Raw genomic sequence first — 15,489 nt, 5'->3', positions numbered from 1 at the left:
ATGGTTGTCTATCTGGATCACGCGGCGACCACGCCCATGCTTCCCGCCGCTATTGCCGCCTACGCCGAAGCGATGAGCGTCGTCGGTAACCCCGCCTCGGTGCACAGCCAGGGCCAGAATGCGAAACGGATGCTCGAAGAATCGCGCGAGATCGTGGCCACGAGTCTCGCCTGCGATCCGATCGAAGTCGTCTTTACCGGAAGTGGCACCGAGGCGATCAACCTCGGCATCAAGGGCTTGTTTTGGGCCCGCGCCCCGCGCCGGCGCATCCTGGTACCAGGCGGCGAACACCACGCGACCCTCGATACGGTGGAGTGGCTCGCGCAGCACGACGGGGCCATCGTCGAGTGGATTCCGCTCGATCATGAGGGACGCATCGACCTTGGCGCGCTGGCGGATGCCATTGCGCGTGACCCCCGGGACGTTGCGCTGGTGAGTGTGATCATGGCCAATAATGAGGTCGGTACCCTCGAACCCGTCGGCGAGGTGGCGGCGCTCGCCGCCGCCAACGGCATTCCGGTGCACGTCGACGCTGTCGCCGCCTACGGTTACGTTCCGGTCGACTTTCGCACGCTCGCCGCCGCCGGTGTGTCGGCGCTGAGCGTATCGGCGCACAAAGTCGGCGGCCCGGTCGGCATCGGCGCGCTCGTGCTCGGCCGGGCGACGACCGTCGAGCCGCTCATTCACGGCGGCGGCCAGCAGCGCAAGGTGCGCAGCGGCACCCAGGATGTCGCGGCGGCGGTCTCGTTCGCGGTGGCGGCATCCGCCATCACCGTTGAGCAGCGGGCGGCCCAGCAGCCAGAAGGGGCGGGAGGCACTGAAACCGTTCGCCTGGCCGCGCTGCGCGACCGGGTGATTGCCGGTGTGGCGCTGGTCGCTCCCGGTGCCGTCCTCAACGGCGACCCGACCACCCGGCTGCCGGGCAACGCCCACTTCAGCTTTCCCGGTTGCGAGGGCGACTCGCTGTTGTTCCTGCTCGACGCGGCCGGGGTGTCGGTGTCGACCGGATCAGCCTGTCAGGCCGGGGTACCGGAACCCTCGCACGTGCTGCGGGCGATGGGACGCAGCGAGGTCGAGTCCCGCGGGGCCCTGCGCATCACCCTCGGCCATACGTCGACCGACGCCGACGTCGACGCGCTGCTCGCGGCTCTGCCCGCAGCCCACGCCCAGGCGCTCGTTGCCGGTCTGGCCGATCGGGTGCCCGGGCACTGACGGGCTGACGTTTGCTCAAACGGGCACTCCGCGTACACTCGTTGAGTGAAGGTTTTAGCAGCAATGAGTGGCGGTGTTGATTCCGCCGTCGCAGCCGCGCGTGCGGTCGAAGCTGGACACGAGGTGGTTGGCGTGCATCTGGCGCTGAGCCGGATGCCGGGCACACTGCGCACCGGCAGCCGCGGCTGCTGCACCGTGGAGGATTCCATGGATGCCCAGCGCGCGGCCAACATCATGGGCATCCCGTACTACGTCTGGGACTTCTCGGAACGGTTCAAACTCGACGTCGTCGACGACTTCATCGCCGAGTACGCCGCCGGCCGAACCCCGAACCCGTGCATGCGCTGCAACGAGAAGATCAAGTTCGCCGCCCTGCTCGAAAAGGCCATGGCCCTCGGCTTCGACGCCGTCTGCACCGGCCACTACGCGAGCATTCTGACGGATGCCGATGGCAACAAGCAACTACACCGCGCGGCCGCCTGGGCGAAAGACCAGTCCTACGTGCTCGGTGTGCTCACCGCTGACCAGATCAACCACTCCATGTTTCCGCTCGGCGCCACGCCGACCAAGGCCGCGGTACGCGCCGAAGCGGCCGAACGCGGCTTCTCGGTGGCCAACAAGCCCGATTCCTACGACATCTGCTTCATCCCCGACGGCGACACCAAGGGCTGGCTCGGCGAACGCGTCGCCCCCGCCACCGGCGATATTCTCGACCGGGAAGGCAACACCCTCGGCCAGCACGACGGCGCTGTCGCGTTTACCGTCGGCCAGCGCAAGGGACTGTCGATCGGCACTCCGGCCGCCGACGGCAAGCCGCGCTTCGTGCTCGAGGTACGCCCGATCACCAACACGGTCGTCGTCGGTCCGAAGGAGGCTCTCGCCATCAAGGAGATCGCCGGCAACAAATACACCTGGGCCGGGCTTGCCCCCGAACATCCAGATGTCGCGTTCCCCTGCCACGTGCAGATCCGCGCCCACGCCGACCCGGTACCCGCGGTGGCCCAGGTCGTCTCGACCACCGCCGTGACCGGAGTCCGCGGCTCGGTCGAGTTACGCATCATTCCGAACGAGCCGCTGGCTGGCGTCGCCCCCGGGCAGACCGCCGTCGTGTACGTCGGAACCCGGGTACTCGGCCAATGCACCATCGACCGCACCGTCAGCGCCGTTCCGGTTTCTGACACCGCTACTGTCCCCACCGACTCTGTCCCCACCGACTCTGTCCCCACCCCTTCTGTCCCCACCGCTTCGGCCAGCCCCGTCCCGGTCAATGCCTGAGTCCGTTGCTGCCACCACACCCGACGCGCTGAGCGCCGCAGCCGCCGAGGCTGCCGATATCACCACCCGCGTGCTCGCCGCCCGTGACGCCTATTACGAGCGCGACACCGTCGTCATCTCCGACGCCGAGTACGACCGGCTGGTTCAGCACCTCGGCGAACTCGAGCGATTGCATCCCGAGTTGGCGAGCCAGGACAGCCCCACCCAAACGGTTGGCGGTCGGGCCGAAGTCACCCTGTTCGACCCGGTGACACACGCCGAGCGCATGCTCAGCCTCGACAACGTTTTCTCCCTCGAAGAATTCGAGGCCTGGGCTCGCAAAGCCGCGGAGAACTCCGGCCGCGCGGTGCACTACCTGTGCGAGCTCAAGATCGACGGCCTCGCCATCAACCTGCGGTACGCCAATGGAGTGCTCGTCTCCGCCGCGACTCGCGGCGACGGGGTCGTCGGCGAAGACGTGACCGAGAACATCGATCTCGTACCCGGCATCCCGAGTCGCCTGGCTGGTACCGGGCATCCGTCACTCATGGAGGTGCGCGGAGAGGTGTTCTTTCCTACGGTCGCGTTCGACGAACTGAACGCGGCGCAGTCCGCGGCCGGCGAGCGGATGTTCGCCAACGCCCGCAACGCCGCGGCCGGGTCGTTGCGGCAGAAAGCCTCCGGCAAAAACGCGGACCAGCTGCGCCTCATGAAGGCGCGCCTGGGTCGGCTGCGCATGCTCGTTCACGGCATCGGCGCCTGGGAGAACCCGCCCGTAGAGACCCAGTCCGAGGTCTACGGCCTGCTCCAAGGTTGGGGGTTGCCGACCAGCAGCTACTTTCGCGTGGTCCCGTCGGTCGCCGAGGCGGCTGAGTTCATCGAGTATTACGGAGCGCACCGCGGCAGCGTCGTGCACGAACTCGACGGCATCGTGATCAAGATCGATGAACTCGCCCTGCACGCCGAGCTTGGCGCCACCAATCGGGCGCCGCGCTGGGCAATCGCCTACAAATACCCGCCGGAGCAGGTCAACACGAAACTGCTCGACATCGTTGTGAGTGTCGGCCGCACCGGCCGCGCCACCCCGTTCGCGGTGATGCAGAAAGTACTCGTGGCCGGCAGCGAGGTACGCCAGGCGACACTGCACAACCAGGACGTCGTCAAGGCCAAGGGGGTCCTGATCGGCGACACGATCGTTCTGCGCAAGGCCGGCGACGTCATTCCCGAGGTGCTGGGCCCGGTCGTCGAACTGCGCGACGGCACCGAACGCGAATTCGTCATGCCGCTGAACTGCCCGGAATGCGACACCCCGCTGGCCCCGGCCAAAGAGGGCGACATCGACCTGCGCTGCCCGAACGCGCGCAGCTGCCCCGCGCAGGTGCGCGGCCGGGTCGAACACATCGGTAGTCGTGGGGGGCTCGACATCGAGGTGCTCGGCGAGGTCGCGGCTTCTGCGCTCACCCAGCCGACCGTGCCGGCCGACCCGCCGCTATCGACCGAGGCCGGCTTGTTCGCCCTGAAACTTGCCGACCTGTTGCCCATCCAGGTGATCGTGCGCGACGCCGAAACGGGCTTGCCGAAGGAAGACGACGGGGTTGCGAAAATTCGCATGCCGTTCTGTCGCAATCCGAGTCCGGCCGAGAAGAAGCAGGGTCTGACCGGCCTGCAGCCGTCCTCCAACGCGCTCAAGCTTCTGGCCGAGATCGAGAAGGCCAAGACGAAGCCGCTGTGGCGCATTCTGGTGAGCCTGAACATCCGTCATGTCGGCCCGGTCGCCGCCCGGGCACTGGCCAACCACTTCGGCTCACTCGACGCCGTTCGGGCGGCGACCCGCGAAGAACTCGCCGGGGTCGACGGGGTTGGCGGCATCATCGCCGACGCAGTGCTCGCCTGGTTTGTGGTGGACTGGCACGGAGATATCGTCACCCAGTGGGCCGCGGCCGGCGTTCAGTTCGCCACGCCGGGCCACCCCGGTCCGGGCGCGGCCGAAGCCGCCGGGGGAGTGCTCGCGGGGCTGACCGTCGTGGCCACCGGATCACTCGAGGGCTTCACCCGGGAGGGCGCGCAAGAGGCGATCATCGCCGCCGGCGGTAAAAGCGCATCGAGCGTGTCCAAGAACACTGACTTCGTGGCAGCCGGGCCGGGCGCCGGATCGAAACTCGGCAAGGCCGAAACCCTCGGCATTCGAATCCTCGACGCCGACGAATTTCGAACCCTACTCACGGAGGGGCCGGCCGGGTTGGCGGCGGCGCCGGCATCCACGTAGGCGGCTGCGCCGGCCCAGTGCGTTCCCGGAGGATTTCTCCTGCCCCGCACGTCGCTTGAGTAGTTGTTGTCGTCGCTACCCTGTGGGCCTTGCGGCGGCACGGGTCGTTCCACTGGTCGGGGCGCCGCGCTGAACGCGGGGCGGCACCCCGAAGTGCCGCCCCGCCGAACACCGCGCCCAGGTTGGAGCTTGTGCTGGCTGCGCTGTCGGTTGGACTGCTCAACGAACTCGAGTTCACACCCTCATTGGTCGAGTCCGAGGGGTGATCGCGCTGCGGCGAGTACGTTCGACCTTGCCCTATTCGGGCTTGAGGATGACTTTGGTCCACCCGTTGTTGCGGTCGCCGAAATTCTTGTAGGCATCCGCTGCTTTGCTGAGCGGGACCTCGTGCGAAACGATCCACGACGGCTTGGCCTTACCGACGGCGATCAGGTCGCGCAGTTGTCGATTGTATTTCTTCACCGGGCATTGGCCGCTGCCCATACTCTGGCCTTTAAGCCACTGCAGGCCGTAGTCAATAGCAAGCTTGCCCTGTTTGGCGTTCTCGTCGAAGCCGCCAGGATCTGCCGGCAGAAAGACACCGACAACGCCGATGCCCCCGGTGATGCGCACGGACTGGATCAGCCGGTTCAGAGTCATGGCGGGATCCTCGGTGCCCTGGGGGTCGTGGGCTTGATAGCCCACGCATTCACATCCTCGGTCCGCGCCGATACCCTTCGTCTGGTCCAATACGAATTGAACCGGGTCCGTCTTTGAGTCATCAACGGCGATCGCGCCGATCTGCTCGGCGAGGGCCAGCCGGTCGGGACGTCGGTCCACAACCCAGACTTTACTGGCGCCCTTGATCAGGGCAGACAGGGCAGCCATGAGCCCGACCGGACCAGCACCGTAGACCACGACCGTGTCACCGGGGATAACGCCGGCCATCTCGGTAGCGTGGTAGCCGGTTGGGAAGATGTCCGAGAGCATCACGTAATCGTTTTGTTTTTCTACGGCGTCTTCACCCAAGCGCAGACAGTTGTTGTCGCCGTAGGGCACACGCAGCATTTGTGCCTGCCCACCGGGGTACGGACCCATGCCAGCGAAGCCGTAGGCGGCGCCCGCGCCGACCGGGTCTGGTTGAGTGGTCATGCAATAGTTGGTGAAACCGCGTTCACAATTCTTGCAAAACCCGCAAGAAATATTGAACGGCAACACGACGTGCTCGCCGACCTTGACCGCATCGACGCCGTTACCGACCTCGATGACCTCGCCCATGTTCTCGTGGCCAAACGTGCGTCCAGTCTCGAAATTGGTGCGTCCCTCATACATGTGCAAGTCTGAACCGCAAATATTTGTCGCCGTGATGCGCACGAGAACATCAGTGGGACGTTCGATCTTGGCATCCGGAACTTCTTCGACGTTGACCTCGTTGGGGCCCTTATAAACGACTGCTTTCATTTTTTTCACTCCCTGAACTTGTGACCGTGTAAGACGGAGGGTCCGTCTTCACGTTCGGAGGTATTGAATGGATGAATGCCCGACAGCCTCAGGCTGTGCAGAAACTGAGCACATCTCAGTAGTATCACGATCAGACGTGACCTGCCACTGTGCCCCGGCAGGGGTGGATCGTAGGGCGGTGACCACATTCAACGCACTCCGCCTGGCCGGAACGCGCTTCGGAAAAAAAGTGGACGGCGTCACAGAATGTCGAGCGGTTGTTTGCTGTGGGGCACCGGAAATGCGCTATCCAGTGACAGATAATCCTCGGCGTCGAGAACCACCGCGCCCGCGCCGACATTCTGCTGCACGTGCTCGAGCGACGAAGCTTTGGGGATCGCGATGACGCCCGGTTGACGGATGACCCAGGCCAGCGCGATCTGGGCACCGGTCACTCCGTGCCGCTCTCCGATTTCGGCCAGCAGTGGATGCTCGAGCAGGGTCGGTCCCTGACCGAGTGGCGAATAGGCCATGAGCGGCATGCCCGCGCGTTGTTGCCAGGGAAGGAGATCAAATTCGATGCCCCGACTGCCGAGGTTGTAGAGCACCTGATTGGTGACGCATCCGGCGGGCGCTTGCTTCAGATCATCCCGGTCGAAATTCGATAACCCCCAGCTTCGAATCTTGCCCGCTGCACGGAGGTGTTCGAACCCGTCAACGGTCTCGGACAGTGGAAAACTGCCGGACCAATGCAGTAGGTAGACATCGAGCCGATCGGTGCCGAGCCGGCGCAGGCTGCGCTCGCACGCAGCCACGACGCCGCTCCGGCTCGCGTTGTGTGGGTAGACCTTGCTGACCAGCACGACGTCATCGCGTCGGCCGCGGATGGCCTCGCCGACCAGTTCTTCCGAGGCGCCATCGCCGTACATTTCAGCGGTGTCGATCACGGTCAGGCCGGCATCGATCCCCGCGCAGAGGGCCGACACCTCGGTTTCTCGCTTCATGGCGTCCTCACCGAGATGCCAGGTTCCCTGGCCGATGACGGGCACCTGGATGCCGTTGAAGAAGTCGGTTTCGCGCATGTGGTTCCTTACCTCGTGTGCATTTTCAGACGGTCTGGCTCACGTATTCAGAAGGCTGAGAACGATCTTGCCCAGGTGCGAGTTGGCGGCCATGAGATCCTGCGCTTGTTGAACTTCGGTCCAGGGCAGGATCCGATCAATCGATGGGCGCAGTGCGTCGAAAGCCGGATCGACGTCGGACAGCAGCGCGGCGACGATGGCGGCTTTTTCCGCAGCGTCACGGGTGCGAAAGGTGACCCCGATGATGCTTATTCGTTTAAAGGCCAGTGCTTCCAGATCAAGATCACCGTGGGCACCGCCGAGGCGCCCGACACCGACTACGCGTCCCCGGAGTGCGGCGCAGCGAATATTATCCGCAAGATAGGGGCCACCAACGTGGTCGACGATGACGTCGACCCCGCGGCCATCCGTCAGTTCCAAAACCCGATCCGCAAAACCGGCCTCGCCAACCTCGATTACGTGATCGGCACCCGAAGAACGGAGCAGGTCCGTTGCCCGGCCCGTGCGAACGGTGGCAATGATCAGTCCAGCGCCCAGGTATTTTGCCAGCTGTACGCACTGAAGCCCCACCGTTGAGGCAGCCGCATGAACGAGTACCGTTTCGCCCGGCTCAAGCTCACCCGCAGTGCGGAGCGCGTTGTGCTCAGTCATCAATCCGAGGATGGCAGCAGCACCCTCCGCGTAGGTCCACGCCGGCGGAATCGGTATAACCAGCGCAGCGTCGACAACGACTTCCTCGCTCAAACCTCCACTGACGATGGTCATGACACGGTCCCCGACGTGAACGCCTGTCACCTCGCTTCCCACCGTGACAACGTCGCCCGCGGCATCGAGCCCCACGACGACCGGAGCGCTGCCTGGGCTGACCGGCTGGTGGGTTCCCGCACGCTGGCCCAGGTCGGCACGGTTCACCGACGCAGTCCGCACACGGATCTTCACCTGACGCGGGCCCGGTTCAGGGCTCGGGAGATCCCGCATCGACAACACGGATCCGCCCGGCTTCTGCTCGACAACAATTGCTCTCATATCGACCAGTGTGCTCCTTAACGGTTACTTCCCGCTGAAATTCTGGCTTCATGCCGGGTCTGTTCTCGTCGTCGGCGATACGAGACTTCACTCGATCAACGCCCAAAATAGCCACCCGGTGCCGGTGTCAGTTCCGCTGCCTGCACCGGACACGGACTGCAACCGGGGCGGGGGTGCGGATCTGATCGGTTGGCGGATCGGGCTCGCGGCGGCTGGCGAATAGGATTGGAGTTTCCACCCCAATGCGTATCGGAGCACCATGTCTGAAATCACGGCCGAGCAGGTTGCCCATTTGGCATACCTTGCTCGGATCGACCTCAGCCCCCTCGAGATCACCAGTCTCACCCGTGACCTCGGCCAGATCGTCGACTCGATCGCCAAAGTGTCTGAGGTTGCCACAGCCGATACACCGGCCACGAGCCACCCGATGCCGTTGACCAACGTGTTCCGCGACGACGTCGTCGTGCCCTCGCTGACGGTGGAGCAGGCCCTGTCCGGTGCGCCAGACCGCGCCGGGGACAAATTCCGCGTGCCCGCCATCCTGGACGAGGAGTAAGTATGACCTATCTCACCAAGCTCTCCGCCGCTGCTCTCAGTGAACTATTGGTCAGTAAGCAGGTCAGCGCCGTCGAAGCGACCCGCGCCCACCTCGACCACATCACGGCAGTCGACACCGACCTGCATGCTTTTCTGCACGTCGCCGGCGACGCCGCCCTTGACGCCGCAGCGAAGATCGATGCCCGCCGCGCTGCGGGTGAAGTGTTGAACTCGCTCGCCGGTGTTCCGATCGCGATCAAAGACGTGCTCGCCACCCAGGACATGCCCACCACCGCCGGGTCGAAAATTCTCGAGGGCTGGGTGCCGCCGTACGATGCGACCGTCGTCGCGCACTTGCGTGCGGCCGGGTTGATTCTGCTCGGCAAGACCAACATGGACGAATTCGCCATGGGGTCCTCTACCGAGCACTCCGCCTATGGCGTCACCCGCAACCCCTGGGACCGCGACCGCATCCCCGGCGGCTCCGGCGGCGGTTCGGCCGCGGCCGTCGCCTCCTTTCAGGCGCCGCTCGCCCTCGGCAGCGACACCGGCGGATCGATTCGCCAGCCGGCCGCCGTGACCGGCTCGGTCGGCGTCAAGCCGACCTATGGCGGAGTCTCCCGCTATGGGGCTATCGCCCTCGCGTCGAGCCTCGACCAGGTCGGCCCGGTCTCCCGCACGGTCTACGACGCCGCCCTGCTGCACGATGTCATCGGTGGGCACGACCCGCTGGATTCCACATCGCTGACCGACAGCTGGCCCTCGATGGCCGCCGCGGCCCAAGCCGGTCTCACGGACGGCGCCCTCAAGGGCGTGCGCGTGGGCGTCATCAAGGAACTCGCCGGCGATGGATTCCAGGCCGGTGTCACACAGCGCTTCACGGAGACCCTTGCCCTGCTCGTCGCCGCGGGCGCCGAGATCACCGAGGTCTCCGCCCCAAACTTCGAGTATGCCGTCGCGGCCTACTATTTGATTCTGCCGGCTGAGGCCTCGAGCAACCTGGCCCGTTTCGACTCGGTGCGCTTTGGAATCCGGGTCAACCCGGCCAGCGGCTCGCTCACCAGCGAGCACGTCATGAGCGCCACCCGTGAGGCGGGTTTCGGCGACGAGGTCAAGCGCCGCATCATCCTCGGCACGTACGCCCTGAGCGCTGGCTACTACGACGCGTACTACGGCAGCGCGCAGAAGGTGCGCACGCTCATTCAGCGTGACTTCGCCGCCGCGTTCAGCCAGGTCGACGTGCTCGTCTCGCCGAGTGCTCCGACCACCGCATTCAAGTTCGGTGAGAAGCTCGCCGACCCGATGGCCATGTATATCAACGACGTGACTACCATTCCGGCCAACCTTGCCGGCGTGCCCGGCATGAGCATCCCGATCGGTCTGGCGCCCGAAGACGGCCTGCCGGTCGGCCTGCAGATCATGGCCCCCGCCAAAGCGGATGCCCGCCTCTACACCGTCGGTGCCGCCATCGAGCAGCTGCTCGAAGCGCGCTGGGGGCACACCATGCTCAGCCAGGCACCAGCCCTGACGCCGACCGAAATGTTCGCCAGTAAAGAGGGAGCCGTCTGATGCCCAACGCAGAAATGAAGAACCGGGCCGAATTGATGGACTTCGACACAGCACTCGAACTGTTCGAGCCGGTGCTCGGCTTCGAGGTGCACGTCGAACTCAACACGAAAACCAAAATGTTCTGCGGTTGCGCCAACGAGTTCGGTTCCGGCGCTAACACGAACACCTGTCCCACCTGCCTTGGCTTGCCCGGCGGGCTGCCGCAGGTGAACAAGAAAGCGATCGAATCCAGCATCCGCTTGGGGCTGGCTTTAGGGTGTGAGATCGCGGAACACTCACGGTTTGCCCGCAAGAACTACTTCTACCCCGACACGGCGAAGAACTTTCAGACCAGCCAGTACGACGACCCGATCTGCCACGACGGTTCGATCACGATCGAACTCGAAAGCGGCCGTCTGGTCACCGTCGAGATCGAACGCGCCCATATGGAGGACGACGCGGGCAAGCTCACCCACATGGGTGGTGCCACCGGACGCATCCAGGGCGCCGACTACTCTCTTGTCGATTACAACCGCGGCGGAGTGCCGTTGGTGGAGATCGTCACCCAGATGATCGAGGGCGCCGAACATGACGCCCCCGAGATCGGCAAGACCTATGTCGCTGCGATTCGCGAGATCGCCAAGGCGCTCGGCGTCTCCAACGCCCGCATGGAAGAGGGCAATGTGCGCTGCGACGCCAACGTCTCTCTGCGTCCGCGCGGGTCGAACGTGCTCGGCACCCGCACCGAAACGAAGAACGTCAACTCGCTGCGCTCGGTCGAACGCGCCGTGCGCTACGAAATCCAGCGCCAAGCCACCGTGCTGGCCGGCGGTGGCACCATCACGCAGGAGACCCGGCACTGGCACGAAGACACCGGAATCACGAGTGCTGGTCGGCCCAAGAGCGACGCCGATGACTATCGTTACTTTCCCGAGCCCGACCTGCTGCCGATGGCGCCGTCGCGCGAATGGGTCGAAGAACTGCGCCTGACCCTGCCCGAGCCGCCTGCGGCCCGCCGCAAGCGCCTGCAGGCAGCGTGGGGTTTTGCGAACCTCGAGTTTCAGGACGTCGTCAACTCCGATCTGCTCGACGCGGTCGAAGCGACCGTCGCTGCCGGGGCATCCGCTCAAGCTGCACGCAAGTGGTGGACCGGCGAAATCGCCCGGCTCGCCAACGCGGCCGGGGTCGCCGCCGACTCGCTCGTGACACCGGCGCAGCTTGCTGCGCTGATCGAACTCGTCGAGGCTGGAACCCTCACCGACCGTCTGGCCCGCCAGGTACTCGAGGGCGTCATTGCCGGGGAGGGCACCCCGGCCGAGGTCGTCGACAGCCGCGGCCTCGCCGTCGTCTCCGACGACGGTGCGCTCATCGGGGCCATCGACGCCGCGCTGCTCGGCCAGCCCGACGTGCTCGCCAAGATTCGGGATGGCAAGGTGCAGGCCGCCGGAGCCGTGATCGGCGCGGTCATGAAGGCCATGCGTGGGCAAGCGGATGCCGCGCGCGTGCGCGAACTGGTACTCGAACGCGCCCAGGCGATCGAGTAACGCATGAGTGGGCAGAGCGCCGTTTTCGGAGTGGGCGTGCAGGTCATCGTGCGGCTCGATCGCACCCGGTTTCCCGAGTCTCTCAGTGACGACCCGATCGGCGTGATCGTGGCGGCGGGGGAGTCGGAGGGCTCCGGGCTCTACGCACCCACGGTCGTGCGGGAGAAATTCTGGGTCGTTCGATTCGAGGAACCATTCTTCGGTCTCGACGGTTCCGGCCCGCACGAGTCCGCGCGCATCCCGCAGAGCTTTCTGGAAGCGGCGCCGGAGGCGTGAACGCACGCACTCCCGAGCCGGGCGAGCGTACCCCGTCGACCCGCGACATCCGTCGGTGGCGGCAGTACCTGGCTGACGAACAAGCCGAGGCCGCCGTGTATCGCGACCTCGCGAACCGTCGGGCTGGTGAAGAGCGCCAGATTCTGCTTGCCCTCGCCGACGCTGAAGGACGGCACGAAGAGCACTGGCGGCAACTGCTCGGCAGCAATATCGGCTCACCGAGGCGCGGCGCGCTGCGCACCCGTTTTTTGGCCCTGCTCGCTCGACGGTTCGGGTCGGTGTTCGTGCTCGCCCTCGCTCAGCGGGCCGAAGGCCGCTCACCCTACGATGCGGATGCGGATGCGACCAACGCCATGGCCGCCGACGAGACCGTGCACGAAGAGGTCGTTCGTGGTCTCGCTGCCCGGGGCCGCAAACGCTTGTCGGGTACCTTTCGGGCCGCCGTGTTCGGTGTCAACGACGGGCTGGTGAGCAACCTCGCCCTCGTGCTCGGCATCGGGGCGACCGGGGTCCCGGCCGCGACGATTCTGTTCACCGGCATCGCCGGACTCTTGGCTGGGGCGCTCTCGATGGGTGCCGGCGAGTACGTCTCGGTGCGCTCCCAGCGGGAACTGCTCGAAGCTTCCACCCCCGCCGCGCCGGCCAAGAGTGTGCTTTCCCACCTGGATCTCGCTGCCAACGAGCTGACCCTCGTCTACCGGGCCCGGGGCATGTCCGAAGACGAGGCGGAGGCGTACGCCCGCGGTGTACTCGCTACCGCTTACGCGGCGACCGGACCGATCTCCGCGGTCAGCCCGCAGGCCCCCACGCATGACGAACACGAGGCCATCGGCACCGGAACCGGAGCGGCCCTGTCGAGTTTCTGCTTCTTCGCCTCGGGCGCGCTGCTGCCAGTGCTGCCCTACCTGTTCGGCATGAGCGGCTACGCGGCCATCATTGTCGCCACCATTCTTGTGGGCGTCGCCCTGTTGGCCACCGGAGCAGTCGTCGGCCTGCTCTCTGGCGGTCCGCCGCTGAAACGTGCGCTGCGCCAACTCGTGATTGGCCTGGGCGCGGCCGCGGTCACCTACCTGCTCGGGCTCGTTTTCGGCACGACGCTCGGCTAGCTGCCCGATAAAACGTGTCGCCCCGTCGCATAACTCCTGCAGATTGCGTGACGTGATGTTCGGCTTCCGCGAAAAGACGCGGTCGCGACATTTTTCAGCAGTGAATTGCAGGAGTTATGCCGTGGAATTGTATTTTCCCTCTGCCGGTAGTGCATATGAGCCGGATCGGGTTAGGGTTTTTCGGTGGGCAGACAGGATGGCAGCGGGCGGCAGATTTCGGCGGACGACGTCGACGACCGCTCGGCGACGGTGCTGCACGTTGATCTGGACGCGTTCTTTGTCTCGGTCGAGTTGCTCTCTCACCCTGAATTCGCGCACCTTCCGGTGATCGTCGGCCACCGCGGCGGCCGTTCGGTCGTCACGGCGGCCAACTACATCGCCCGAAAATACGGTGTGAACTCGGCCATGCCGATGTCGCTCGCGTTGCGGCAGTGCCCGAACGCGATCGTACTCGAGCCGCACATGGGACAGTATCGAGACTTTTCCACCCGAGTGATGAGTATCTTCGACGACGTCACGCCACTGGTGGAACGGCTCGGCATCGACGAAGCGTTTCTTGACGTTGCCGGCGCGACTAATTTGTTCGGTTCACCGGCTGTGATCGGCGAACTCATTCGCGCCCGCGTGTTCGCCGAAACCGGCCTCGTCTGCTCCGTCGGCGCGGCGTCGACCAAGTTCGTCGCGAAACTTGCCTCCGGCCTGGCCAAACCCAACGGTCTGCTCGTCGTGCCGGCCGACAAGACGGTGGAGTTTCTGCATCCGCTGCCCGTGACCGCACTCTGGGGCGTGGGGTCCGCTACCGAGCAGATGCTGACGCGCCTCGGCCTGAAAGTCATCGGCGATATTGCCCGCACGCCCTTGGACGTGCTGAAAAAAACACTGGGGGAGGCCTCCGGTGTGAAGCTGTTCGAGTTGTCTTGGGGGCGGGACCCACGCTCGGTAACGGTTGAGCGGGAAGAGAAGAGCGTCGGCCACGAGGTGACCTTTGAACACGACGTGACCGACATCGACCGACTGCACAGTGAGTTGCTGCGGCAGTGCGACCTTGTGGCGGCACGGCTGCGGCGCAGCGATCTCGTGGCACGGCGCGTGGCACTCAAACTGCGCTACACAGACTTCAGTACCGTTACCCGGTCGCGCACCCTCGCTGAACCGAGCAATGTCGGCCGGCGAATTTATGAGGAAGCAGTCGCTGCCTTCGACCTGCTGGCCGCGTCGGGTATTCGGGTGCGACTGATCGGGGTACGGGCCGAGCAGCTCGGTACAGCGTCGGGATCGGTGGGTTTATGGGATCCCGACGAGGACTGGCGCGGCGCCGAGCTGGCGGTCGATTCCGTGACTGAGCGATTCGGGGCGGGAACAGTGCGTTCGGCCTCCTTCTTCAAACCTCGCCCATAAGGCACGAGTCGACTACCCTGTTGGAATGACCAGCCTCCCGGAAAAACTCGCAGAAACCTTCCGTTCCGCCGGTGTGAGATCGGCCTACGGTGATCCCGTGCAAATTGACGGCGTCACCCTTATACCGGTGGCGCTCAGCTATTACGGTTTCGGTGGCGGTGATGCTGGCGAAGGCGGTGCTGTCGGATCCGGTGGGGGCGGCGGTGGCGTGTCGCTGCCGATCGGTGCCTATGTCAAGTCGGGCGGTACCGCTCGGTTTGAGCCGAACGTCATCGCCCTGCTCGCCGTCGGTGTGCCGTTCCTTCTGGTCGCCGGGCGCGCCCTGGCCCGAATAATCCGAGCCCTCAAGAAGTAGGCCCGCTCTCCGGACGGGGCCCGGGCGCAGACCGCAGGCCCGGTCTATAAACGGGCCCGGTTCCTCAGGTGGGCCCGGGCGAGCGGCGGGGGCGACGAGCAGAACGGATACGGCGGGGCCGGCGCGGCCGGCGCGCGAACCGACGGCGCGCCCACCGAGGCACCCTGGGCCGCAGCCAGGACGGAAAGTGCCACGGGCCGCTCACCGGCAATCCCTGGGCGATACGCCGACGCCGCATCAGGAACCGACGCATCAGCAGGAGATACAACGCCGCCAACACGAGCAGGATGCTGATACTCATGTCGTGATTCCCATGCCGCAAGTCTAGGCGGGGCGCTAGAATTGGCGGTATCACGGGAGTCCGGTACACCGGGCTGAGAGGAAGCTGACCAAGCTTCGACCGTCGAACCTGATCTGGATCATGCCAGCGCAGGGAGGCTTCTCGATCCCGTGCCCTGTATTCACC

General features: G+C 65.4%; 14 protein-coding genes and 1 riboswitch. Of the genes, 10 read left to right on the top strand and 4 right to left on the bottom strand.

The window, feature by feature from the left end; genetic code table 11:
- The 3 genes from CXY74_RS13325 to ligA all read left to right on the top strand — a co-directional run bounded on the left by CXY74_RS13325 (window position 1) and on the right by ligA (window position 4,732).
- Window positions 1–1,212 (top strand): cysteine desulfurase family protein, encoded by a 1,212-nt coding sequence (locus CXY74_RS13325; RefSeq protein ID WP_104201141.1) that lies wholly within the window; start codon window positions 1–3, stop codon window positions 1,210–1,212.
- A 63-nt stretch (window positions 1,213–1,275) separates the two neighbouring features.
- On the top strand, window positions 1,276–2,487 hold the full coding sequence (mnmA, locus tag CXY74_RS13320; RefSeq protein ID WP_104200880.1) for a tRNA 2-thiouridine(34) synthase MnmA: 1,212 nt from the start codon (window positions 1,276–1,278) through the stop codon (window positions 2,485–2,487).
- Window positions 2,480–4,732, top strand: a complete 2,253-nt coding sequence (gene ligA / locus CXY74_RS13315; protein ID WP_104200879.1) for an NAD-dependent DNA ligase LigA — start codon at window positions 2,480–2,482, stop codon at window positions 4,730–4,732. Before mnmA ends, ligA begins: the two co-directional genes overlap by 8 nt.
- A gap of 297 nt (window positions 4,733–5,029) precedes the next feature.
- Here the strand turns inward: ligA and CXY74_RS13310 are convergent, their stop codons facing one another.
- From CXY74_RS13310 to CXY74_RS13300, 3 genes are all read right to left on the bottom strand, one after another.
- Window positions 5,030–6,172: a glutathione-independent formaldehyde dehydrogenase gene (locus CXY74_RS13310; RefSeq protein ID WP_104200878.1), complete on the bottom strand. Its 1,143-nt coding sequence runs from the start codon at window positions 6,170–6,172 to the stop codon at window positions 5,030–5,032.
- 239 nt (window positions 6,173–6,411) lie between these two features.
- The gene (locus tag CXY74_RS13305) at window positions 6,412–7,233 is read right to left on the bottom strand and encodes an aldo/keto reductase (RefSeq protein ID WP_104200877.1); all 822 of its coding nucleotides are present in this window, start codon (window positions 7,231–7,233) and stop codon (window positions 6,412–6,414) included.
- A gap of 39 nt (window positions 7,234–7,272) precedes the next feature.
- Window positions 7,273–8,259, bottom strand: a complete 987-nt coding sequence (locus tag CXY74_RS13300; RefSeq protein ID WP_104200876.1) for a zinc-binding dehydrogenase — start codon at window positions 8,257–8,259, stop codon at window positions 7,273–7,275.
- 259 nt (window positions 8,260–8,518) lie between these two features.
- Between CXY74_RS13300 and gatC the strand changes: the two genes are divergently transcribed.
- The 7 genes from gatC to CXY74_RS13265 all read left to right on the top strand — a co-directional run bounded on the left by gatC (window position 8,519) and on the right by CXY74_RS13265 (window position 15,023).
- Window positions 8,519–8,815, top strand: coding sequence for an Asp-tRNA(Asn)/Glu-tRNA(Gln) amidotransferase subunit GatC (gene gatC, locus CXY74_RS13295; RefSeq protein ID WP_104126006.1), 297 nt, complete (start codon window positions 8,519–8,521; stop codon window positions 8,813–8,815).
- Between the two features lie 2 nt (window positions 8,816–8,817).
- On the top strand, window positions 8,818–10,365 hold the full coding sequence (gatA, locus tag CXY74_RS13290; protein WP_104200875.1) for an Asp-tRNA(Asn)/Glu-tRNA(Gln) amidotransferase subunit GatA: 1,548 nt from the start codon (window positions 8,818–8,820) through the stop codon (window positions 10,363–10,365).
- A complete protein-coding gene (gene gatB / locus CXY74_RS13285) occupies window positions 10,365–11,888 on the top strand; it encodes an Asp-tRNA(Asn)/Glu-tRNA(Gln) amidotransferase subunit GatB (protein WP_233193393.1) in 1,524 nt (507 codons plus the stop codon). Before gatA ends, gatB begins: the two co-directional genes overlap by 1 nt.
- A gap of 3 nt (window positions 11,889–11,891) precedes the next feature.
- Window positions 11,892–12,164 carry a hypothetical protein gene (locus CXY74_RS13280; RefSeq protein WP_104200874.1) on the top strand — a complete coding sequence of 91 codons (273 nt, stop codon included), beginning with the start codon at window positions 11,892–11,894 and terminating at the stop codon, window positions 12,162–12,164.
- The gene (locus tag CXY74_RS13275; RefSeq protein WP_104200873.1) at window positions 12,161–13,270 is read left to right on the top strand and encodes a VIT1/CCC1 transporter family protein; all 1,110 of its coding nucleotides are present in this window, start codon (window positions 12,161–12,163) and stop codon (window positions 13,268–13,270) included. The genes CXY74_RS13280 and CXY74_RS13275 overlap by 4 nt, the downstream gene beginning before the upstream one ends.
- Window positions 13,271–13,453: 183 nt before the next feature.
- Window positions 13,454–14,668 carry a DNA polymerase IV gene (dinB, locus tag CXY74_RS13270; protein ID WP_104200872.1) on the top strand — a complete coding sequence of 405 codons (1,215 nt, stop codon included), beginning with the start codon at window positions 13,454–13,456 and terminating at the stop codon, window positions 14,666–14,668.
- Between the two features lie 25 nt (window positions 14,669–14,693).
- Window positions 14,694–15,023 (top strand): hypothetical protein, encoded by a 330-nt coding sequence (locus CXY74_RS13265; protein ID WP_104200871.1) that lies wholly within the window; start codon window positions 14,694–14,696, stop codon window positions 15,021–15,023.
- 64 nt (window positions 15,024–15,087) lie between these two features.
- Here CXY74_RS13265 and CXY74_RS17345 read toward each other — a convergent pair whose 3' ends face one another.
- The gene (locus CXY74_RS17345) at window positions 15,088–15,324 is read right to left on the bottom strand and encodes a hypothetical protein (protein WP_146070144.1); all 237 of its coding nucleotides are present in this window, start codon (window positions 15,322–15,324) and stop codon (window positions 15,088–15,090) included.
- A gap of 42 nt (window positions 15,325–15,366) precedes the next feature.
- A riboswitch (TPP riboswitch) is annotated at window positions 15,367–15,477 on the top strand.
- Window positions 15,478–15,489: the final 12 nt, after the last annotated feature.

Origin of the sequence: Cryobacterium sp. Y29, from assembly GCF_002929825.1 — a bacterium.
GTDB lineage: Bacteria > Actinomycetota > Actinomycetes > Actinomycetales > Microbacteriaceae > Cryobacterium.
The sequence above is the reverse complement of the archived record's forward strand: the minus strand, read 5'-3'. Positions and strand labels throughout refer to the sequence as shown.

Coding starts and splice junctions, on each gene's coding strand:
- CXY74_RS13280 (WP_104200874.1), top strand. CDS start 11,892: ATGAGTGGGCAGAGCGCCGTTTTCGGAGTGGGCGTGCAGGTCATCGTG.
- ligA (WP_104200879.1), top strand. CDS start 2,480: ATGCCTGAGTCCGTTGCTGCCACCACACCCGACGCGCTGAGCGCCGCA.
- gatC (WP_104126006.1), top strand. CDS start 8,519: ATGTCTGAAATCACGGCCGAGCAGGTTGCCCATTTGGCATACCTTGCT.
- CXY74_RS13300 (WP_104200876.1), bottom strand. CDS start 8,259: ATGAGAGCAATTGTTGTCGAGCAGAAGCCGGGCGGATCCGTGTTGTCG.
- gatA (WP_104200875.1), top strand. CDS start 8,818: ATGACCTATCTCACCAAGCTCTCCGCCGCTGCTCTCAGTGAACTATTG.
- CXY74_RS13265 (WP_104200871.1), top strand. CDS start 14,694: ATGACCAGCCTCCCGGAAAAACTCGCAGAAACCTTCCGTTCCGCCGGT.
- CXY74_RS17345 (WP_146070144.1), bottom strand. CDS start 15,324: ATGAGTATCAGCATCCTGCTCGTGTTGGCGGCGTTGTATCTCCTGCTG.
- CXY74_RS13305 (WP_104200877.1), bottom strand. CDS start 7,233: ATGCGCGAAACCGACTTCTTCAACGGCATCCAGGTGCCCGTCATCGGC.
- mnmA (WP_104200880.1), top strand. CDS start 1,276: ATGAGTGGCGGTGTTGATTCCGCCGTCGCAGCCGCGCGTGCGGTCGAA.
- CXY74_RS13325 (WP_104201141.1), top strand. CDS start 1: ATGGTTGTCTATCTGGATCACGCGGCGACCACGCCCATGCTTCCCGCC.
- CXY74_RS13310 (WP_104200878.1), bottom strand. CDS start 6,172: ATGAAAGCAGTCGTTTATAAGGGCCCCAACGAGGTCAACGTCGAAGAA.
- gatB (WP_233193393.1), top strand. CDS start 10,365: ATGCCCAACGCAGAAATGAAGAACCGGGCCGAATTGATGGACTTCGAC.